Origin of the sequence: Streptomyces sp. NPDC049627 (genome assembly GCF_044465645.1) — a bacterium.
Lineage (GTDB): Bacteria > Actinomycetota > Actinomycetes > Streptomycetales > Streptomycetaceae > Streptomyces.
In genome coordinates this window covers 440,246-459,708 of the sequence record NZ_JBITLW010000007.1, presented here as the reverse complement: position 1 = coordinate 459,708, position 19,463 = coordinate 440,246, and the positions used below count along the sequence as shown (strand labels likewise).

Sequence of the window (19,463 nt, the reverse complement as noted above, 5' to 3'; positions counted from 1 at the left end):
CACGGGGCTGAGGCAACCACCATGAAGATCCACAAGTACGACACCGTCATCGTCGGCGCCGGTGGCGCGGGCATGCGCGCGGCCATCGAGTCCACGAAGCGCAGCCGCACCGCCGTGCTGACCAAGCTCTACCCCACCCGCTCCCACACGGGCGCCGCGCAGGGCGGCATGGCCGCCGCGCTGGCCAACGTGGAGGAGGACAACTGGGAGTGGCACACCTTCGACACGGTCAAGGGCGGTGACTACCTGGTCGACCAGGACGCCGCCGAGATCCTGGCGAAGGAGGCCATCGACTCGGTCCTCGACCTGGAGAAGATGGGCCTGCCGTTCAACCGCACCCCGAACGGCACGATCGACCAGCGCCGCTTCGGCGGTCACAGCCGCAACCACGGCGAGGCCCCGGTCCGCCGGTCCTGCTACGCGGCCGACCGCACCGGCCACATGATCCTCCAGACGCTGTACCAGAACTGCGTCAAGGAGGGCGTGGAGTTCTTCAACGAGTTCTACGTCCTGGACCAGCTGATCACCGAGGAAGACGGCGTCAAGAAGTCAGCGGGCGTCGTCGCGTACGAACTCGCCACCGGCGAGATCCACATCTTCCAGGCCAAGGCGGTCATCTACGCCTCCGGCGGCTGCGGCAAGTTCTTCAAGGTGACGTCGAACGCGCACACGCTGACGGGTGACGGCCAGGCGGCGGTCTACCGCCGTGGCCTGCCGCTGGAGGACATGGAGTTCTTCCAGTTCCACCCGACCGGCATCTGGCGCATGGGCATCCTGCTGACGGAGGGCGCCCGTGGTGAGGGCGGCATCCTCCGCAACAAGGACGGCGAGCGCTTCATGGAGAAGTACGCGCCGGTCATGAAGGACCTCGCGTCCCGTGACGTCGTCTCCCGCTCCATCTACACGGAGATCCGCGAGGGCCGCGGCTGCGGCCCCGAGGGCGACCACGTCTACCTGGACCTGACGCACCTCCCGCCGGAGCAGCTGGACGCCAAGCTGCCCGACATCACGGAGTTCGCCCGTACGTACCTCGGCATCGAGCCGTACACGGACCCGATCCCGATCCAGCCCACGGCCCACTACGCGATGGGCGGCATCCCGACCAACGTCGAGGGTGAGGTCCTGGCCGACAACACGACGGTCGTCCCGGGCCTGTACGCGGCCGGCGAGGTCGCCTGTGTGTCCGTGCACGGCGCCAACCGTCTGGGCACGAACTCGCTGCTGGACATCAACGTGTTCGGCAAGCGGGCCGGTATCGCGGCGGCGGAGTACAGCCAGAAGGCGGACTTCGTCGAGCTGCCGGAGAACCCGGCCGAGCTCGTGATCGAGCAGGTGGAGCGGCTGCGCACCTCCACCGGCACCGAGCGGGTGGCGACGCTCCGCAAGGAGCTGCAGGAGACCATGGACGCGAACGTCATGGTGTTCCGCACCGAGCAGACGATCAAGACGGCGGTCGAGAAGATCGCGGAGCTGCGCGAGCGCTACAAGAACGTCTCGATCCAGGACAAGGGCAAGCGGTTCAACACCGACCTGCTGGAGGCCATCGAGCTGGGCAACCTGCTCGACCTGGCCGAGGTCATGGCCGTGTCGGCGCTGGCCCGCAAGGAGTCCCGCGGCGGTCACTACCGCGAGGACTACCCGAACCGCGACGACGTCAACTTCATGCGCCACACCATGGCGTACCGCGAGGTGGGCGACGACGGCACCGAGACCGTCCGCCTGGACTACAAGCCGGTCGTCCAGACCCGCTACCAGCCGATGGAGCGTAAGTACTGATGGCAACCCCCGTTATGGACAAGGTGGAGGCCGAGTCCGCCGCGTCCCCGTACATCACGGTCACCTTCCGGGTCCGCCGCTTCAACCCGGAGGTCTCGGCCGAGGCGACCTGGGAAGACTTCCAGCTGGAGATCGACCCGAAGGAGCGCGTCCTCGACGGCCTCCACAAGATCAAGTGGGACCTGGACGGCACGCTGACCTTCCGCCGCTCCTGCGCCCACGGCATCTGCGGCTCGGACGCGATGAGGATCAACGGCAAGAACCGTCTTGCCTGCAAGACCCTCATCAAGGACATCAACCCCGAGAAGCCGATCACGGTCGAGCCCATCAAGGGTCTGACGGTCCTGAAGGACCTGGTCGTCGACATGGAGCCGTTCTTCCAGGCGTACCGGGACGTCATGCCCTTCCTCATCACGAAGGACACGAACGAGCCCACGCGCGAGCGGCTGCAGTCGGCCGAGGACCGCGAGCGCTTCGACGACACGACGAAGTGCATCCTCTGCGCCGCCTGCACGTCCTCCTGCCCGGTCTTCTGGAACGACGGCCAGTACTTCGGCCCGGCGGCCATCGTCAACGCCCACCGCTTCATCTTCGACAGCCGTGACGAGGCGGGCGAACAGCGCCTGGAGATCCTCAACGACAAGGACGGCGTCTGGCGCTGCCGCACGACCTTCAACTGCACGGACGCCTGCCCGCGCGGCATCGAGGTCACGAAGGCGATCGCCGAGGTGAAGAAGGCACTGATCACGCGCCGCTTCTGAGATCGCCCGCAGTACGGCACTCCGTACAGCGGTGAGGGCCCCGTTCCCCGGTTCGATACCGGGGAACGGGGCCCTCCGTCGTTCACCACTCCCTGGCATCAGCCTTGCGCATCAGTTCGACGGCCGAGTCCGTGTCGCCGGCCAGCAAGGGATGCAGGAGCTCGACGTACCGCAGCTGGCCTGCCAGGGACTTCTTCATCTGCTTCAGGTTGTGGGCACTGAAGGAAACGCCGCCCCGCCTCTCCACGATGCCGGCGGCGATGGCCAGCGGCTCGACGCCGGCTGTGAACAAGGTGGGCTTCGTCCTCACGCCCACGTGGATCTCCAGGGACGCCTCCCGTTGATCCAGGTAGGTCTCGTACTCCAAGACGCCACGCGTGTAAGTGGCCACAGGCAGGACTCTCTCGGTCTCCACCGGACCTTCAAGCCCGAGCCTGGCTGCGACGCTGTCGAATGCCGCACGCACCTCTTCGAAAAAGACCTTCGCCGCCGGAACAGCCACCCTCAAACCTCCTTGCGATCAAGACACCCATGGCACCGGGACCAGCCAACTACCCTGAGAGCACTGTGACTTGAGTGGCTCAAGTTGCACACTGCCCCCCATGGCACTCCTGAGGAAAACCGCAGCCGTACTCTCCGCCGTGGCGGCCGTACTGCTCGCGACATCCCCCACATCCTCGGCGGGTCCCGCTCACTACGGGACGCTCGCGCGGGAGAACTTCGACCGTCTCCCTCTGGGTCCGGTGACGGAAGGGCCCGGCTGGACCACCGACGCCTCCGACGGCACGCTGACCGTCGCCCCCAGCAGTACGGGCCACGGCCGCGAACTCCGCATCCACACCGAGGGCAATGGCCGGGCCTTCCTGGTCTTCCCCGGCCTGACGGCCCCCGGAAACAGCTACTGGGCCCGTCTGCGCCTGCGCGTGGACGCCTTCCCGACGGCCCCCGACTGGGCGCACTGGACGATCGCCGAGGCATCGGGACAGGGCTCCCCCACCTTGGTCCGGCCCCTGGGCGGCCAGTACGCCCCCACCGACCAGGGCAACTTCTGGGGCGTCGGCTCCGATCTCGGCCCCACGGGCGACTGGACGTCCTGGAAGACCTCGGCGCCCGCCCGGGCAGGGGCCTGGCAGTGCGTCGAATTCCACCTGGACGCGACGGACAACCGCGTCACGGTCTACTTCGACGGCGTGGAACAGCCCGACTTGACGGTCTCCACGAACCGGCACGGCGGCACGTCGGACCCCTTCGTCTTCCCCGCCTTCGACAAGCTGAAGCTGGGCTGGCAGCTGTACCAGGCCGGCCCGACGCCGTCGTCGTACGACATCCGCATGGACGACATCGCGGTGAGCACGCGGAAGCCGGGCGGCTGCGCCGCCGGCGGGTGACACCAGCGGGTCTCCGTCACCTACCGCGCCGGTCGACCGCCGTCAGGTCGATCTCGATGTCGAACGGCACGGAGACCTTGAGCCGGTCGTGGAAGATGCCGGTGAGGCCGTAGGACTTGGTGGCCGGGTCGAGTTCGTAGACGTAGACGACGGGCAGCCCCTTCTCCTCGTCCTTCTCCACACGCCAGAAATGGGGGACGCCCGCGGCCGCGTACTTGCGGGGCTTGACCTCGCGGTCGCGCTCGCGGGAGTCGGCGGAGACGACCTCGACGGCGAGGAGAATGTCCTCGGGGCTGTACCAGGTCTGATCGGGTCCGGTGTTCGCCTCCACGGGGAAGACCAGGATGTCTGGCTCCGGCCGGTTCTTCGCGTCCAGCTTGATCGTCATCTCCCGCATGACGTCCAGCCGGTCCGGCGCCTGCGCCAGCAGGGCGTTGTCCAGCAGACGCATCGTGCGACCGTGGAACCGGGTTTGCGGACTCCTGAAAACGAGGCTCCCGTCGATCAACTCCGTGTGCGGCGGGAGGTCCGGAATCCGGTCGAGGCCGTCCGCGGTCCAGCCTTCAGGGGGCGGGATCGGCCGGCGGTACGCCGGCTCGTCGTCCGGGCCGTCGTCCGGGCCGTCGTCGGATGCGGCGCTCATCAGTACTCCCATGGGGCGGAGTCTCGCCAGTCGATTCAGCGTATCCACCAGGAACGCCGGGCGCCTCGCCTCAACGAGTGATCCAGAACCGGCGCCGCCGTACCGCCAGGCCCCTGCCGGCGACAGGACGAGTCACCCCGGACAATCCCCGTTTCCGGCCGATCATCGCCTTACCCTGACGGTATGTCAGATGACGAGTCGTACGAGCTGCTCGGGTTCGACAACGTGCTGCTGCCGGTCGGCGACCTCGGCGAGGCCGTCCGGTTCTACGAACGTGCCGGGTTCGCGGTCGGGTTCCGGCTCGACGAGGCCGGGATCGCGCTGCTGAAGGTCGGGGGCGAGACGCCCGGGATCCTGCTGCGGCACGAGGAGGCGCTGGGACACCGGCCGCCGCCCTGGCCGTACCCGCGGGTGTGGCTGGAGGTGCCGGACGCGCGGGCGGCCGCGCGGGCGTTGGGTGACGCGGGCATCGCACCGCTCGACGAGCCCTTCTCCGTCGCCACCGGCTGGACCGTCGAGGTCGCCGACCCCTGGGGGAACGTCGTCGGGTTCACGGACTACACCAAGCGGCCGGAGCTGGCGCGCAGATCATGACGTGACGCAGGCCTCACACCCTTGAGTTGAACACGTTCAAAGCCAGGTCTAGAGTCTTCCCTGTCAGCGTTTTGAACGCGTTCAAAGAAGGGGGAGGCCATGGACCGCACGGTCATCGCCTACGTCATCTACCTGGTCGTCAGCATCGCCCTGACCGTCTGGGTGGCCCGCACACTCAGCCGCAACGGACGGATCTTCCTGGCCGACGTGCTGCGCGGCAACGAGAAGCTCGCCGACGCCGTGAACCACCTCCTGGTGGTCGGCTTCTACCTCGTCAACCTCGGTTTCGTCGCCCTGTACCTGAGCGACGACGACACCATCCTCGACACACGCGGCGTCTTCGAGGCCCTGTCGACCAAGCTCGGCGTGGTGCTCCTGGTGCTCGGCGTGATGCATCTGGGCAACGTCTACGTGCTCAACAAGATCCGTCGGCGCGGGATGATGGAGCGCGAGCAGGTACCGCCGGTCGCCCCGCAGGACTGGGTCGCTCCGACCGCCGGGGCGTGACCGAGTGGCCGGCATGACGAACGCCGCCGCGGCCGGCGGGCCCCAGGCACCGAGCCCCGGGCCCGCCGCCCCGGTCCGCCGGCTGACCGTCCTCTACGACGCCGACTGCTCCCTGTGCGCCTTCCTGCGCGACTGGCTCGCGAAGCAGCCGCAGTTGGTGCCGCTGGAGCTGGTGCCGGCCGGGTCCGACGAGGCCCGGCGGCGCCACCCCGGCCTCGACCACGGCGCCACGCTCGACGAGATCACCGTCGTCGGCGACGCCGGGCAGGTCTACCGGGGCGGCGCCGCCTGGATCGTCACGCTGTGGGCGCTGCGCGAGCACAGGGGACTCGCGCATCGCCTCAGCACTCCGTCGGGGATACGGCTCGCCAGGGGGGCCGCACTCGCCGCCGCCAAGTGGCGCGGGGCACAGTGGGGCGGGGCGCAGAACCGTGGCGCGCAGTGGGGCGGGCGCGGGTATCGGCGCGCGGACGGGTGGTCGTACGACCCGAGTTGGGGCTGGACGTACAACCCGCCGGGCTGCGACAGCGGTACTTGCACGACGCAGTGAGCCGAGAAGGTCCAACCCGTCCTTAACGACCCGCTTTCTCACCCGGTTTTGGCATGCGCCCTTCCAAAACCGCCCGCGGGTTGGCACGCTGCCTCCCGGTTCTCCACTCCGCTCTCGACCGACTGTCTGTCAGCCGGGCGGCCCACCCGGCTGCCCGGTCCCCCCATCGCAGAAGGAGTACGCGTGAGAGGCATGACCCGCGTCACCCGCATACCCCGCCCCTTCCTCGGCGCCCTGGTCGGTGTCACCGCACTGCTCACCGCCGGCGCCCTGGCCGCACCCGCGGGCGCCGCGCCCAGGCCCGACGGCGCCAGCGGCGTCAGCTCGGTCTCGTCCGGCGCGCAGCGGCAGGCCCGTGACTTCTGGACGTCGGAACGGATGCGGGAGGCCACCCCGCTCGACCTGGTCGACGTCAACGGCCACTTCGACGGAGGCTCGGCACCCCTCAAGGGCCGCGCGACCACCGTCGCGCCCAGCGCTCCGGCCGCCACGGCCGGCCAGGCCGCCGCGGACATCGGCCTGCTGGCCTTCCCGAACAGCGGCGGCCAGTGGTCCGGCGGCGGTGCGGTCGTGTCCACGGCGGGCCGGGTGTTCTTCACCTACCAGGGACGTACGGCGTCCTGTTCCGGCAACGCCGTCACCAGCGCCAACAAGAGCACCGTGATCACCGCGGGCCACTGTGTGAAACTGGAGGGCGCCTGGCACACCAACTGGGTCTTCGTGCCCGGCTACCACGACGGGCAGGCCCCGTACGGCCGCTGGACCGCGTCGAAGACGCTGTCCACGCCGCAGTGGACGGCGAGCGAGGACATCAACTACGACGTCGGCGCGGCGGTCGTGGCGCCGCTGGACGGCAAGCGGCTGACAGACGTCGTCGGCGGTCAGGGGCTGGCCTTCAACACCGGCTACAACCTGCCGATGTACTCGTTCGGCTTCCCGGCCGCCTCCCCGTACGACGGCGAGAAGTTCATCTACTGCAGCGGCACCACCAGCCGGGACTTCCTGCTGTCGAACGACCACGGCATGAACTGCAACATGACCGGCGGCGCCAGCGGCGGCCCCTGGTTCACCAAGTTCGACGAGTCCACCGGCACCGGCCTGCTGTCCTCGGTGAACAGCTTCAAGTACAACTTCCTGCCGAACCGGATGTACGGCCCGTACTTCGGCGCCGACGCCCAGAACCTGTACCAGACGGCACAGGCATCCTGACCGACGGTCCTCCTGACGGACGGCCGAAACAGCACTCGTTAGGCTCTCGTTCCGTGCCCTCGAAGAACGAAAGCCCTGAACAGGGCGACACGCCCAGCAAGTCCGAGCAGACCCGCGCCAAGTCCGAGCAGACCCGTGCGCTGATCCTGGAGACCGCCATGCGGCTGTTCCAGGAGCGGGGCTACGACAAGACGACGATGCGGGCGATCGCCAAGGAGGCCGGGGTCTCCGTAGGCAACGCGTATTACTACTTCGAGGGCAAGGAACACCTGATCCAGGGCTTCTACGACCGGATCGCCGCCGAGCACCAGGCGGCGGTCCGGGACGTCCTGGCCCGGGAGACCGACCTGGAGGCCCGGCTGGCGGGCGTCCTGAAGGCGTGGCTGGACATCGCCACGCCGTACCACGAGTTCGCCGTGCAGTTCTTCAAGAACGCCGCCGACCCCGACAGCCCGCTCAGCCCCTTCTCGCCCGAGTCGGAGCACGCGCGCGTGGAGGCCATCGACATCCAGCGGCAGGTACTGGCGGGCGCGACGAAGACCAAGGTGCCCGAGGAGCTGCGGGACGTACTGCCGGAGTTGATGTGGCTCTCGCAGATGGGGCTCGTCCTGTACTGGATCTTCGACCGGACGGAAGGGCGCGAGCGCAGCTACCGGCTGGCCGAGCGGGGGGCCCGGCTGACCGCGCGGGGCGTGTCCCTGGCGCGGTTCCGCGTACTGCGGCCGCTGGTGCGCGAGGTACACGAGCTGTTCACGGACTTCCTGCCGGGGATGACGAACGCGATTCCGGATCCGGCGAAGAGGAAGACGGACGGGAGCGCCAAGGGGGCGCCCGTCGAGGACGAGCGCCCCTGAAACCGCCTCGGGCGACGCTCAGTTGACGGCGTCCACCCCGCCCTCGGCCAGCTCCACGTCGTACACCAGCGGCCCGTCCGCCACGACCACCTGGCCCGCCCGGGACCCGTACGACTCGGCGCTCGTCGCCAGCAGATACGTCCCCGGCGCCGGCACCGAGACGATGTACGAGCCGTCGGCCAGGGACGTCACCCGGTCCAGCCGGCGCCCGCCCTTCGTCAGCAGCGTCACCGCCGCGCCGTCGACCGGCTCACCGTCGGCGGTGCGGACGAAGCCGTGCACGACCGAGGCGCTGCCCGCCGGAACCGGACCTGCCCCGGCCACCGGCGCGGCCTCCTCCTTCGGCTCGACGGCCAGGTGCGGCAGCCGCTTCTCCAGCCAGTCCGGCAGCCACCAGTTCGCCTTCCCGAGCATGTGCATCGCGGCCGGCACCAGGGCCGTCCGCAGGATGAAGGCGTCCAGGGCGACGGCGGCCGCGAGACCGATGCCCGCCATCGCACCCTCCATGTCGCCGCTCAGCACGAACGCGCTGAACACGCAGATCATGATCAGGGCGGCCGAGTTGATGACCCGGCTGGTCTCCGCGAGACCGACGCGGACGGCGCGCGCGTTGTCCCTCGTGTGGACCCACTCCTCGTGCATCCGGCTCACCAGGAACACCTGGTAGTCCATGGACAGGCCGAACAGCAGGGACAGCATGATGACCGGCAGGAAGGAGGTGATCGGGCCCTCCTTGCCGACGCCGATCAGTTCCGTCCCCCAGCCCCACTGGAAGATCGCTACCAGGACGCCGAAGGACGCGGCGGCCGCGATGAGGTTCATCAGGGCGGCCGTCAGCGGCACCACCAGCGAGCGGAAGGCCACCAGCAGGAGCAGGAAGCCGAGCGCGATGATCGTCGCGACGAAGTACGGCAGGCGGTCGCCGGTCACCGACGCGAAGTCCTTGAACACCGCCGTCACCCCGCCGACGTGCGCCTCGGCCCCGGACTGCGGGATCACGTCGTCGCGCAACCGGTCGATCAGCCGGTCCGTCTGCTCGGACTGGGGCGAGGTGTCCGGAACGACCTGGATGACCGTGACACCGTTCGCGGGCGGGAGGCCGGCCACCTGGGCGACTCCCTCGGTCGAGCGGATGCCCTCGACCAGCCCGGCGGGGGCGTCGCCCTCGACGACCACCTGGAGCGGGCCGTTGAAGCCCGGGCCGAAGCCCTCGGCGAGCAGGTCGTAGGCCTGGCGGGTCGTGGTGGACTCCTGGTGGTTGCCCTGGTCGGTGGCGCCGAGGCGGAGCGAGAGCACCGGTATGGCGAGGACCGCCATGACGACGACGGCCAGCGCGGCGACCGGACGCGGGCGCCTTTGGACGTACGACGACCAGCGCGCCGCGAGTCCGCTCGTCTCCTCCGGTTCCGGTCCCGCCGCGGCCAGCTTGCGCCGCTGCCGGCGGCTGAGCACCCGCATGCCGAGCAGTCCGAGGAGGGCGGGCAGCAGGGTGATCGCGGCCAGCACGCTCAGGACGACGGTGAGCGAGGTCGCGACGACCACGCCGTCCAGGAACCGCATGTTCATCACCAGCATGCCGGCGAGCGCGATGCACACCGTGCCGCCCGCGAACAGCACCGCGCGGCCGGAGGTGTTGAGGGCGGTCACCGCGGCCTCCTCCGGCTTCATCCCGCGCAGGATGCCGCGGCGGTGCCGGGTGACGATGAACAGGGCGTAGTCGATGCCGACGCCGAGGCCGATCAGCGAGCCGAGCAGCGGGGCCACTTCGGGCACGTCGGTGACATGGCTCATCAGCATCGTCGCGATCATGCCGGTGCCGACGCCCGCGATCGCCACGACGATCGGCAGCAGCATCGCGAAGAGCGAGCCGAAGGCGAGGAAGAGCACGACCGCCGCCGCGAGGATGCCGACCGCCTCCGCGATGCCCTGCGGCGGCTCCTGGGTACGGGCGATCGCCTGGCCGCCCAGCTCGACCTGGAGACCGTCGCGTTCGGCGGCCTGCGCCGTGTCGACGACGTCCTCGACCAGGTCGATCGGGACGGCGTTCGCCTGCTCGGTGAAGGTGATCTGGGCGTACGCGATCCGCCCGTCCCGGCTAATCTGCGCGCCTCCTTGGGCCGCGTACGGATCGGTGACCTCACCGACCCCCTTCATCCGCCCGATCTCCTCGAGCGCGGGCTCGATCCGGGACCGTACGGAATCGTCCCGTACGGAACCGTCGTCCACCTTCCACACCACCGTGTCGGTGTCACCCGCGCGTTCCGGGAAGGCCTTCTCCATCAGGTCGTACGCGGTCGCGGAGTCCGTGTCCGGGAGGGAGAAGACGTTCGCGTAGTTCGTGCCCGCGGCCGAACTCGCCGCACCCAGGCCGAACAGTGCCCCCAACCACAGCAACAGGACCACCAGCCGGTGCCGATAGCACCACCGTGCCAATGCCGCCACGCTCAACGCTCCTTATTCGGTTCGGTCGGTCCCCCAGGTCCTGGGCAACAGGATTGGCGGCGGCACGCGCGCGTGGCAGGCGTGAGCCATGACTCTCAAGGAACTCCAAAGCGAACAACCGCCCGACTGTCAGTGGCCCCGCCGATACTGGGGGCATGACGACGGCTTCCGGCACCGTGCTGGTCGTGGAGGACGAGGAGTCCATCGCGGACGTCCTCGCCATCGCCCTGCGCTACCACCGTTTCGAGGTCATGATCGCGGGCACGGTCCGCGAGGCGCTCGCCCTCGCCGAGCGCACACGGCCCGACGTGGCGCTGCTCGACGTCATGCTCCCGGACGGCGACGGCCGCGCCCTCGGGCGTGAACTGCGCGAGCGGCGCCCCGACCTGGCGCTCGTCTTCCTCACCGCGCGCGACGCACCGGCCGAGATAGTCGGCGCGCTCGGCTTCGGCGACGACTACATCACCAAGCCGTTCAACATCGACGAGGTGGTCGCGCGGATCACGGCAGTGCTGCGCCGGACCCGGCCGGCCGACGTCCTGCCGCAGCGACCGCCGCTCAGCTACGGCGACCTGGAGCTGGACGAGACGACGTACTCGGTGCGCCGCGCGGGCCGGACCGTCGAGCTCACCCCCACTGAATACGCGTTGCTGCGCTTCCTGGTGCGCAACGGCGGCCGGATCGTGCCCAAGGAGCAACTCCTGCGCCACGTCTGGCAGTACGAGCACACCCCGCCCGAGTCGACCGTCGTGGAGACCTACATCAGCTATCTGCGGCGCAAGCTGGACGCCCTGGGACCGCCGGTGATCACCACGCGGCGGGGCGTCGGATACGGGCTGGCATGAGGGCCCCCAGGATCCTCGGCATCTTCGACTTCTGCCGCCGGCGCGGCATCCACTCGCTGCGCGGCAAGCTGACGCTGGCGAACGTGGCGCTGCTGGCCGTCGGCATCGCCGTCGCCACCGCGGTCAGCCTGATGACCGCGCGTTTCTACCTGCTCGACAAGGTCGACACCGAGCTGAAAAGCGCCCGCACCACGCTGGGGAACGCCGGGTTCACCCTTCAGCAGATCGAGTCGCTGAGCGAACTGGGCATCGCACTGGACAAGTTCACCGGCGACGGAGCCACGGACACCGATCCGCTGCCGAGCCCGACCATGGTGTACGTCGCGGTCGACTCCGCCGGCCGGCCGGTGGCCCTGGGCCCGCTGAAGCCGACACCCCGCCAGCATGCGCTCGCCGCCGCCGCGCAGGACCCGGTCGCCCTCGCCGCCGACGAGGAGCCGCGGGACGTACGGGTCGAGGGCGAGCGCTACCGGATGGCCGCCGCCCGGCTGTCGGACGGCACGGTGGTGCTGATCGCCGTCCCGACCGAGGGCCTGCACGAGGGCATGGGCAAGGCGCTCAGGATGGACCTGGCCGTCGGCACGCTGCTGCTGGCGCTGCTCGGCTGTCTGACGATGTTCAGCGTGCGCCGTCGGATGCAGCCGCTGGAGGACATGGTGGAGACCTCGTCCGCCATCGCCGAGGGCGACCTGGCTCGGCGCGTCCCCTCCAGCCGAGAGGCCACCCTGGAGGTCGAACAGCTCCGGGTCGCCCTCAACTCCATGCTCCACCAGGTGGAGTCGGCGTACCGCACGCGCGAGCGCAGCGCGGCCCAGCTGCGCCGCTTCGTCGGCGATGCCTCGCACGAGCTGCGCACCCCGCTGTCCGCGATACGCGGCTACCTCCAGCTGTACGACAAGGGGATGCTGGTCGAGCCGGCCGAGCGCAAGCGCGCATGGGACCGGATGAACGGCGAAGTCGACCGCATGGGCCGCCTCGTCGACGAGCTGCTCACCCTCGCCCGCCTCGACCAGCGGCCCGAACTGCGTTTCCGCAACGTCGACGTGAGCCGTCTGGTGCGCGAGTCCGCCGAGGACCTGCGGGTGCAGCAGCCCGAGCGGCCCCTCACGGTTTGCGCCGACGGCACGCTGCTCGTGCGCGCCGACGAGTCGGGGCTGCGCCAGGTGCTGGGCAACCTGATCGGCAACGTCCGCACGCACACGCTCGCCGAGGTGCCGGTGCGGCTGGGGGTGGAGCGGGCCGACGGGGTCGTACGGCTGTGTGTCGAGGACGAGGGGCCGGGACTGTGCGCGCAGGACGCGGCACGCGTCTTCGACCGGTTCTTCCGGGCCGGCGGGGGTGCGGGCAGCGGTCTGGGGATGGCGATCGTGCAGGGGGTGGTGGAGGCGCACGGCGGGGAGGTCAGCGTGCGGACGGCGCCGGGTGAGGGCTTGAAGGTGACGGTGACACTGCCCACGCCAGGGGCGCCTTTACGGTCGTAACCGGTCTGCTGCGTCTCATGTGTCGGCGGCGGCGTGGGCGATGACCAGCGCCCACACCGTCTTCCCGTGGTGCCCGCGGCTCCACACCCCCCAGGCCGCAGCGAGGCTTTCCACCAGGTGCAGGCCCCGGCCGGTCTCCTCCCACTCCCCCACCATCCGTGGGCGGGGCTCGTGCCGGCCCTCGTCCGACACCTCGATCAGACAGGATCCGTCGGCGAGCGCGGTCACCGCGACCTCGAACTCCCGCTCCAGGAGAGGCCCGTGGCGTACGACGTTGGTGGCGAGTTCCGAGACGAGCAGCACCGCGTCCTCCAGCGCCGGATCCCGTGGCCCGTGCCCCCAGTCGGCCAGGTGGTCCCGGACCCGGCGCCGGGCGAGACCGACGGACGCCGGGTGCCGGGGCAGCCGAAAGGCGTTGCGTCTGACCACGTTTGCTCCTCACCCCGCGCACACCTTGGTCACATGGTGCAGCGCGGAGTGACCCCCTGGCACCACCAGGGGGAATGTCAAGGCCGCGAGATCGCGTCAGATCCAGGACAGGCGCCAGAGCCGGAAGACACCGGTGCCGTCCGACAGATACTGGCCGCCGCCGACGTCCTCGCTGGTGACGACGTACTCCTTGGCCTGCCACAGCGGAATGACCGGGACGTCGCGGGCGACGGTCTCCTGCACCGAGCGGAGGTCCCGGATGGCCTCGCTGCGGTCGGCGTACTGCTGGCTCGCCGTGATCAGCCGGTCGACGCCCTTGTCGCTGTAGCCGGTGTTCATGGTGCCGTCGGTGCCGATGAGCGCGCTGCCGTAGGTGTCCGGGTCGGGGTAGTCGGCGACCCAGCCGACGGCGTACGCGTCGAGCTTGCCGCCCGCCCAGCGCTTCTGGAAGTCGGCCCACTCGTACCCCTTGACCGTCACCTTGAACAGGCCGGTCGCCTCCAGTTGCCGCTTGATCTCCGCGGCCTCCTCGGCGGCGGCGCCGCGGCCGGTGGCGTAGCCGTAGGTGAAGCGGACGGGCCGGGTCACGCCGGCCTCGGTGAGCAGGGCGCGCGCCTTGGCGGTGCTGAGCTTCGGATAGGTGTCGAAGAACGACGTCGTGTGGCCGGTGATGCCCGTCGGGATCAGCGAGTACAGCGGGTCGACGGTGCCCTTGTACACCGTGGCCGCCAGCCGCTCGCGGTCGATCAGCCAGGCCATGGCCTGCCGGACCCGGACGTCGTGCAGCGGTGAGCCCTGGCGCGTGTTGAAGTACAGGTTGCGGATCTCGGAGCTGTCCGCCTCGGAGACGCGCTGGTGCGGGTCGGCGGCGTTCAGGCCGGCGAGGACGCGGGGCGGCAGCGTGCGGGTGGCGACGTCGACCTGCTTCGCCTTCCAGGCGTCGTCGAGGGCGTCGGCATCCTTGTAGTAGCGCAGTTCGACGGGGCGGCCGGTGCCCTTGAGGGCGCCCGTGTAGTGGGTGTTGGGGGCGAGGACGGCCTTCTTGTCCTTCGTGTACGCGGCCAGGGTGTACGGGCCGGTGCCGTCGACACCGTTGTCGGAGCGCAGCGCGTCCGCCGGATACTTCTCGCGGTCGACGATGGAACCCGCCCCGGTGGCCACCTTCAGCGGGAACGTGGCGTCGGGCGACGCCAGATGGAAGGTGACCGTGGATCCGCTCGCACTCACCGAGCCGAGCGTGTCCAGCAGGGAGGACGGACCGACGTCCGACTTGATCCGCTTGACGCGGTCGAAGGAGTACTTGACGTCCTGCGCGGTCATGGCGCGTCCGCTCGGGAACGTGAGGCCCTCGCGCAGTTCGCAGCGGTAGGTACTCAGTCCGGTGCCGACGAAGCCGCAGCTTCGGGCCGCGTCCGGCACGGGTGTGGCGCCGCCCGGCTCGAACGTCAGCAGTGACTGGAAGACGTTGTTGAACAGCGCCCAGGACCCGGCGTCATAGGCGCCGGCCGGGTCGAGCGACGTGACCGCGTCCGTCGTCCCGACGGCGATGGTCCTGCCCTGGTCCTCCTGCGACGGCAACAACTGCCAGCCGCCCACTCCCACGGCCGCCAGCACGAGCAGCGTCGCGAGAATCCGCATGCGAACAGAACGCATGGGTGTGCCTCTCCCCAGGCCCTGACGGGCCCCCGCATGAGCAATGGATGTGCGCCACTCCCCTTGGTGGCGGCCACTCCCCTTAGTGGCGCGCACACCTAATCACACGTGTTTCACCACGGGGAAGGGGATTTTGGTGACATGGGAAAGAACTTACCTACGGGCGTTTCCAGCGGGTTTCACAGGCTGTTCACAGCGTGCCCGTCAGGCCTGACGGGACGCCAGCTCGACGACCGTGATGTCGGACGGGGCGCCCACGCGCGTCGGCGGGCCCCAGGCGCCCGCGCCCCGGCTGACGTACAACTGGGTGTCGCCGTACCGCTCCAGACCGGCCACGGTCGGGTTCGCCAGCTCCGCCATGAAGTTGCCGGGCCAGAGCTGGCCGCCGTGGGTGTGCCCGGAGAGCTGGAGGTCCACGCCGTGGTCCACGGCGTCGTGGATCTGGACCGGCTGGTGGGCGAGGAGCACGCACGCCCGTGCCGTGTCCCGGTCGCCGAGGGCCTTGGCGAAGTCGGGGCCCTGGCCCTCGTCCTCGCCCGCGACGTCGTTGACACCGGCCACGTCGAAGTGGGGCAGCTCGGTACGGGCGTTCTCCAGGGGGCGCATGCCCAGTCGGCGTACCTCCTCGACCCACTGCTCGGCTCCCGAGAAGTACTCGTGGTTGCCGGTGACGAAGAACGTGCCGTGCCGGGCCCGCAGTTGGGCCAGCGGGGCGGCCGCCGGGCCGAGGTCCTTCACACTGCCGTCCACCAGGTCGCCGACCACCGCGATCAGGTCCGGCTGGGTGCCGTTGATGGTGTCGACGACCTTCTGGGCGAAGCCCCGGCCCAGGACCGGGCCCAGATGGATGTCGCTGACGACCGCGATCCGGTAACCGTGCGCCGCCCGCGGGAGCTTGGCCAGCGGGACGGTGACCCGCTTCACCTTCGGGCCCCGCAGCACGCCGTACGTGCCGTAGCCGACGGTGCCGACGGCGGCCGTCGCGGCGGCACCGGCGACGACTCTGGAGACGAAGAGGCGGCGGGTGGGGGTGGCAAGGGGGCGGGACGGGTCGGTCGTGACCGCGGGGGACGGGTCGGTTGTCACCGCGGGGGACGGCTCGGTCGTGACCGCCGGGGACCGGTCGGTCGTGACCGCCGGGGACCGGTCGGTCGTGACCGCCGGGGACCGGTCGGTCGTGACCGCCGGGGACCGGTCGGTCGTGACCGCCGGCGTCGGGTCCGCGTCCAGGTCGGGGGATGTGGCCGCTGTCACTCCTGCCGGGACCGGCTCCGGCTCCGGCTCCCGTACGGCTTCCTGGGCGCGCGCCCGCCGCTCGACCCACCGCCTCAGCAGTGGTCGTACGGCTTCACCCGCCAGCACCCCCAGCAGCAGGTACAGCGACAGGGCCAGCCACAGGAAGCCCGGCCAGCCCAGCATCTGCTGAAGCAGGAAGGGCGCGCCCGCCCGTTCGGCGACGAGGGCTCCGACCATCAGCGCCCAGCCGCCGACCATCACCACCGCGCCCGCGCGGCGCACGAACCCGGGTCCGCGGGTCGTGTCGCGGAAGAGGCGGCGCCACACGAACCAGTTGCCCGCCACCAGGGCGGACAGCACAAGCAGTGCGACAAGCGCGAAGACGATGACCACGCCGACGTTCCCTTTCCTTTACGTGCCGAGTGAACGTCCCGGGCCGTGGCCGAGTTCCTATGACGTCCGGCGCAGTGCGCGCACTCCGCGCAACCCGATGACGCCGATGACCGTCCCCAATACGAAGGAGACGACTGCGAGCAGCAGGTGCACCCAGAAGTACGCCGTCGGGTGACCGTCGTCGAACGCGAGCCCGCTGCTGTCCTTGATCAGGTTTTTGACGAAAGTGACCCAGATGACCCAGCTCCACACCCCGAAGGCGAGCAGGAACCAGGAGACGGGGCGGCTGAGCTTCATAGGTTCAGTATCACCGTTGCGTGTCCGGTTCCCCGAGCGGGGTGGGGAGGGAAGCGGGACTTCCGTGGGAACGGCATGTACTTTCTCCGTCGTGCCCGCACCCAAGAAGACCGCCAGGCGATCCCTGCTGGTCACTTCCGCCGTCCTGTCGTCCCTCGCGCTGACCGCGCCCGTCTCCCACGCGGCTCCCAAGCCGTCACCGAGTACGAGCCCGTCGGCCACTCCCCCGGCGAACATGTCGACCGTGGGCGGCGAACGGCTGGGCCGGCCCGGCACACAGGTGAATCTCGCGAGCGGCGTCCCCGTCCTGCCCAAGGACGTGAGCGCCCGCTCCTGGGTCGTCGCCGACGCCGAGACGGGCGACGTGCTCGCCGCGCACAACGCGCACTGGCGGCTGGCACCCGCGAGCACCATGAAGATGCTGTTCGCCGACACCGTGCTGCCGAAGTTCCCGAAGACCATGGAGCACAAGGTCGTCCCCTCCGACCTGGCGGACATCGGTTCCGGCTCCAGCATGGTCGGGATAAAGGAGGGCGAGACGTACACGGTCCACGACCTGTGGCTGGGGGTCTTCCTGCGCTCCGGCAACGACGCCGTGCACGTCCTGTCGAAGATGAACCAGGGCCTGAAGAACACCGTCGAGGAGATGAACGAGCACGCCGAGGAGCTGCAGGCCCTCGACACGCACGCCGTGTCGCCCGACGGTTACGACGCTCCGGGCCAGGTCTCGTCGGCGTACGACCTCACCCTGATCGCCCGCTCCGGGCTGCAGAAGAAGGACTTCCGCGAGTACTGCTCGACCGTCACCGCCAAGTTCCCGGGTGAGACGAAGAAGGGCAAGAAGGGCAAGTCGGTCCGCGAGTCCTTCGAGATCCAGAACACCAACCGGCTGCTGGCGGGCGACAGCGACATCCCCGTCTACCAGGGCATCGCGGGCGTCAAGAACGGCAACACCACGAACGCCGGCGCCACGTTCACCGGCGTGGCCGAGCGCGACGGCAAGGTGCTGCTCGTCACCGTCATGAATCCGGAGAAGAGCGAGCACAACGAGGTCTACAAGGAGACCGCGCGGCTCTTCGACTGGGGCTTCAAGGCGGCGGGCAAGGTCCAGCCGGTGGGCGAGCTGGTGCCGCCGAAGAGCGCGGTGCAGGCCAGCGCGCAGCCGGGTGCGAACGACGCCGGGGAGGCCGGGGGCAGCGGGGACGGCCAGAAGTCCTCGAAGCCGGCGGTGGGTGCCTCGGCCGCGAGCGGTTCGAGCGGTGTCGGGATCGCGCTCGGCATCACCGGCGGGGTGCTGGTGCTGCTCGCGGCAGGCGTGTTCCTGGTCAACCGCCGGTGGCCGCTGCCCGACCTGGTGCGCCGTCGGAGCCGCCCCTGACGCCGGGCTTCGCGGGCGGGCCCGAGCCTTGGGGCCCGCCCAAGTCATCGGGTTCGCGGGGGCCTTCGGGCTCACGGGGGTTTTCGGACTCGCGGGGACTTTCGGACTCGCGGGGACTTTCGGACTCACCTGAGTCCTCTGAACCGTCTGAGGTATCGCCCTCCCCGGCGAGTTCGGTCTCCTTGCTCTGGGTCGCCGTCCAGGCGGCGCAGAACACCACCAGCTTGGCGGTGAAGTTGATCCACAGCAGGAGCGCGACCGGCACGCCGAACGCGCCGTACATGCTCTTCGTGGCCACGCCCTGCATATAGCCGCTCAGCAGCAGCTTCAGCAGTTCGAAGCCGATCGCGCCGATCAGCGCCGCCACCATCAGCCGACGGCGCTGCGGTTCGACACCGGGCAGCAGGGTCAGCACGTACAGCAGGAGCAGGAAGTCGGCGAGTACGGCGACGAGGAACGCGGCGATGTGCAGCAGGACGCCGCCCCAGCCCCCCTCGTCGATGCCGATCTGCCTGGTGATCCAGCCGACCATGGCGGAGGCGACCGTGGAGGCCACGATCGTCACCAGGACCGCGCCGCCGAGGCCGACCAGGACACCCGCGTCCTTGGCCTTGCGCAGGACGGGGTTCTCCTCGTCGTCGGGCAGCTCCCACACGGCGCGCAGACACTCCCGCATGGAGCCGACCCAGCTGATGCCGGTGAACAGCAGCACGGCGCCGGCGATGAGGCTGATGGTGCCGGCGTTCTGGACCAGGGCGTCGATGTCGAGCTGGTCGGAGATGCCCGGCACCTGATCGGCGAGCTTGTCCTCCAGTTTGTCCTGCTGCGCCTGGCTGAGCGTCGCGGCAGCGATCGCCGCGGCAACGGTGAGCAGCGGAAACAGCGCGACGAAGCTGATGAACGTCATCGCCGCGGCCAGCCTCGTCCACTTCACCCGGTCCATGCGCTCGTACGACCGCCACGCGTGCGTGGTCATCAGCCGGGCCACCATGGGCCCGACGCCGGGGAGTTTTTTCAGCCAGTCCAT

Annotated in this window: 19 protein-coding genes; 11 read left to right on the top strand and 8 right to left on the bottom strand. The window is 69.9% G+C overall.

What is annotated here, in order from left to right:
* Window positions 1–21: 21 nt before the first annotated feature.
* Window positions 22–1,776: a succinate dehydrogenase flavoprotein subunit gene (sdhA, locus tag ACIBU0_RS21730; RefSeq protein WP_398820702.1), complete on the top strand. Its 1,755-nt coding sequence runs from the start codon at window positions 22–24 to the stop codon at window positions 1,774–1,776.
* Window positions 1,776–2,537, top strand: coding sequence for a succinate dehydrogenase iron-sulfur subunit (locus ACIBU0_RS21725; RefSeq protein WP_398820700.1), 762 nt, complete (start codon window positions 1,776–1,778; stop codon window positions 2,535–2,537). Before sdhA ends, ACIBU0_RS21725 begins: the two co-directional genes overlap by 1 nt.
* Before the next feature lie 82 nt (window positions 2,538–2,619).
* Here ACIBU0_RS21725 and ACIBU0_RS21720 read toward each other — a convergent pair whose 3' ends face one another.
* Window positions 2,620–3,039: a hypothetical protein gene (locus ACIBU0_RS21720; protein WP_398820698.1), complete on the bottom strand. Its 420-nt coding sequence runs from the start codon at window positions 3,037–3,039 to the stop codon at window positions 2,620–2,622.
* A gap of 100 nt (window positions 3,040–3,139) precedes the next feature.
* On the opposite strand from ACIBU0_RS21720, the gene ACIBU0_RS21715 reads away from it, so the two are divergent.
* The gene (locus ACIBU0_RS21715) at window positions 3,140–3,925 is read left to right on the top strand and encodes a hypothetical protein (RefSeq protein ID WP_398820696.1); all 786 of its coding nucleotides are present in this window, start codon (window positions 3,140–3,142) and stop codon (window positions 3,923–3,925) included.
* Between the two features lie 16 nt (window positions 3,926–3,941).
* Here ACIBU0_RS21715 and ACIBU0_RS21710 read toward each other — a convergent pair whose 3' ends face one another.
* On the bottom strand, window positions 3,942–4,568 hold the full coding sequence (locus ACIBU0_RS21710) for a Uma2 family endonuclease (protein WP_398820695.1): 627 nt from the start codon (window positions 4,566–4,568) through the stop codon (window positions 3,942–3,944).
* Between the two features lie 183 nt (window positions 4,569–4,751).
* Between ACIBU0_RS21710 and ACIBU0_RS21705 the strand changes: the two genes are divergently transcribed.
* From ACIBU0_RS21705 to ACIBU0_RS21685, 5 genes are all read left to right on the top strand, one after another.
* Entirely contained in the window at window positions 4,752–5,162 is a 411-nt protein-coding gene (locus ACIBU0_RS21705; protein WP_398820692.1) for a VOC family protein, read from the top strand.
* A 99-nt stretch (window positions 5,163–5,261) separates the two neighbouring features.
* Window positions 5,262–5,669: a hypothetical protein gene (locus tag ACIBU0_RS21700; RefSeq protein ID WP_398820689.1), complete on the top strand. Its 408-nt coding sequence runs from the start codon at window positions 5,262–5,264 to the stop codon at window positions 5,667–5,669.
* A gap of 13 nt (window positions 5,670–5,682) precedes the next feature.
* The gene (locus tag ACIBU0_RS21695; protein WP_398820686.1) at window positions 5,683–6,219 is read left to right on the top strand and encodes a thiol-disulfide oxidoreductase DCC family protein; all 537 of its coding nucleotides are present in this window, start codon (window positions 5,683–5,685) and stop codon (window positions 6,217–6,219) included.
* A 192-nt stretch (window positions 6,220–6,411) separates the two neighbouring features.
* Entirely contained in the window at window positions 6,412–7,428 is a 1,017-nt protein-coding gene (locus ACIBU0_RS21690) for a trypsin-like serine peptidase (RefSeq protein ID WP_398820850.1), read from the top strand.
* 53 nt (window positions 7,429–7,481) lie between these two features.
* Entirely contained in the window at window positions 7,482–8,282 is an 801-nt protein-coding gene (locus ACIBU0_RS21685) for a TetR/AcrR family transcriptional regulator (RefSeq protein ID WP_398820683.1), read from the top strand.
* A gap of 18 nt (window positions 8,283–8,300) precedes the next feature.
* Here ACIBU0_RS21685 and ACIBU0_RS21680 read toward each other — a convergent pair whose 3' ends face one another.
* Window positions 8,301–10,715 (bottom strand): MMPL family transporter, encoded by a 2,415-nt coding sequence (locus ACIBU0_RS21680; RefSeq protein WP_398820848.1) that lies wholly within the window; start codon window positions 10,713–10,715, stop codon window positions 8,301–8,303.
* A 164-nt stretch (window positions 10,716–10,879) separates the two neighbouring features.
* On the opposite strand from ACIBU0_RS21680, the gene ACIBU0_RS21675 reads away from it, so the two are divergent.
* A complete protein-coding gene (locus ACIBU0_RS21675; RefSeq protein ID WP_398820680.1) occupies window positions 10,880–11,569 on the top strand; it encodes a response regulator transcription factor in 690 nt (229 codons plus the stop codon).
* The gene (locus ACIBU0_RS21670; protein WP_398820677.1) at window positions 11,566–13,050 is read left to right on the top strand and encodes an ATP-binding protein; all 1,485 of its coding nucleotides are present in this window, start codon (window positions 11,566–11,568) and stop codon (window positions 13,048–13,050) included. Before ACIBU0_RS21675 ends, ACIBU0_RS21670 begins: the two co-directional genes overlap by 4 nt.
* A 15-nt stretch (window positions 13,051–13,065) precedes the next feature.
* On the opposite strand, the gene ACIBU0_RS21665 is transcribed toward ACIBU0_RS21670, so the two are convergent.
* From ACIBU0_RS21665 to ACIBU0_RS21650, 4 genes are all read right to left on the bottom strand, one after another.
* On the bottom strand, window positions 13,066–13,479 hold the full coding sequence (locus ACIBU0_RS21665) for an ATP-binding protein (RefSeq protein WP_398820674.1): 414 nt from the start codon (window positions 13,477–13,479) through the stop codon (window positions 13,066–13,068).
* 96 nt (window positions 13,480–13,575) lie between these two features.
* A complete protein-coding gene (locus ACIBU0_RS21660) occupies window positions 13,576–15,132 on the bottom strand; it encodes an ABC transporter substrate-binding protein (RefSeq protein WP_398820671.1) in 1,557 nt (518 codons plus the stop codon).
* A gap of 204 nt (window positions 15,133–15,336) precedes the next feature.
* Window positions 15,337–16,761 (bottom strand): metallophosphoesterase, encoded by a 1,425-nt coding sequence (locus ACIBU0_RS21655; RefSeq protein WP_398820668.1) that lies wholly within the window; start codon window positions 16,759–16,761, stop codon window positions 15,337–15,339.
* Window positions 16,762–16,818: 57 nt separating this feature from the next.
* Window positions 16,819–17,058 carry an SCO4848 family membrane protein gene (locus ACIBU0_RS21650; RefSeq protein ID WP_398820666.1) on the bottom strand — a complete coding sequence of 80 codons (240 nt, stop codon included), beginning with the start codon at window positions 17,056–17,058 and terminating at the stop codon, window positions 16,819–16,821.
* Between the two features lie 91 nt (window positions 17,059–17,149).
* Here ACIBU0_RS21650 and ACIBU0_RS21645 point away from each other — a divergent pair, with 91 nt between their 5' ends.
* The gene (locus ACIBU0_RS21645) at window positions 17,150–18,436 is read left to right on the top strand and encodes a D-alanyl-D-alanine carboxypeptidase family protein (RefSeq protein WP_398820663.1); all 1,287 of its coding nucleotides are present in this window, start codon (window positions 17,150–17,152) and stop codon (window positions 18,434–18,436) included.
* On the opposite strand, the gene ACIBU0_RS21640 is transcribed toward ACIBU0_RS21645, so the two are convergent.
* Window positions 18,384–19,463, bottom strand: coding sequence for a YihY/virulence factor BrkB family protein (locus ACIBU0_RS21640; protein WP_398820660.1), 1,080 nt, complete (start codon window positions 19,461–19,463; stop codon window positions 18,384–18,386). The genes ACIBU0_RS21645 and ACIBU0_RS21640 overlap by 53 nt on opposite strands.

Excerpts from the sequence above, each read along its gene's own strand:
- ACIBU0_RS21690 (WP_398820850.1), top strand. The coding sequence starts at position 6,412 with ATGACCCGCGTCACCCGCATACCCCGCCCCTTCCTCGGCGCCCTGGTC.
- ACIBU0_RS21675 (WP_398820680.1), top strand. The coding sequence starts at position 10,880 with ATGACGACGGCTTCCGGCACCGTGCTGGTCGTGGAGGACGAGGAGTCC.
- ACIBU0_RS21650 (WP_398820666.1), bottom strand. The coding sequence starts at position 17,058 with ATGAAGCTCAGCCGCCCCGTCTCCTGGTTCCTGCTCGCCTTCGGGGTG.
- ACIBU0_RS21705 (WP_398820692.1), top strand. The coding sequence starts at position 4,752 with ATGTCAGATGACGAGTCGTACGAGCTGCTCGGGTTCGACAACGTGCTG.
- ACIBU0_RS21715 (WP_398820696.1), top strand. The coding sequence starts at position 3,140 with ATGGCACTCCTGAGGAAAACCGCAGCCGTACTCTCCGCCGTGGCGGCC.
- ACIBU0_RS21660 (WP_398820671.1), bottom strand. The coding sequence starts at position 15,132 with ATGCGTTCTGTTCGCATGCGGATTCTCGCGACGCTGCTCGTGCTGGCG.
- ACIBU0_RS21695 (WP_398820686.1), top strand. The coding sequence starts at position 5,683 with ATGACGAACGCCGCCGCGGCCGGCGGGCCCCAGGCACCGAGCCCCGGG.
- sdhA (WP_398820702.1), top strand. The coding sequence starts at position 22 with ATGAAGATCCACAAGTACGACACCGTCATCGTCGGCGCCGGTGGCGCG.
- ACIBU0_RS21640 (WP_398820660.1), bottom strand. The coding sequence starts at position 19,463 with ATGGACTGGCTGAAAAAACTCCCCGGCGTCGGGCCCATGGTGGCCCGG.
- ACIBU0_RS21710 (WP_398820695.1), bottom strand. The coding sequence starts at position 4,568 with ATGAGCGCCGCATCCGACGACGGCCCGGACGACGGCCCGGACGACGAG.
- ACIBU0_RS21725 (WP_398820700.1), top strand. The coding sequence starts at position 1,776 with ATGGCAACCCCCGTTATGGACAAGGTGGAGGCCGAGTCCGCCGCGTCC.
- ACIBU0_RS21670 (WP_398820677.1), top strand. The coding sequence starts at position 11,566 with ATGAGGGCCCCCAGGATCCTCGGCATCTTCGACTTCTGCCGCCGGCGC.
- ACIBU0_RS21700 (WP_398820689.1), top strand. The coding sequence starts at position 5,262 with ATGGACCGCACGGTCATCGCCTACGTCATCTACCTGGTCGTCAGCATC.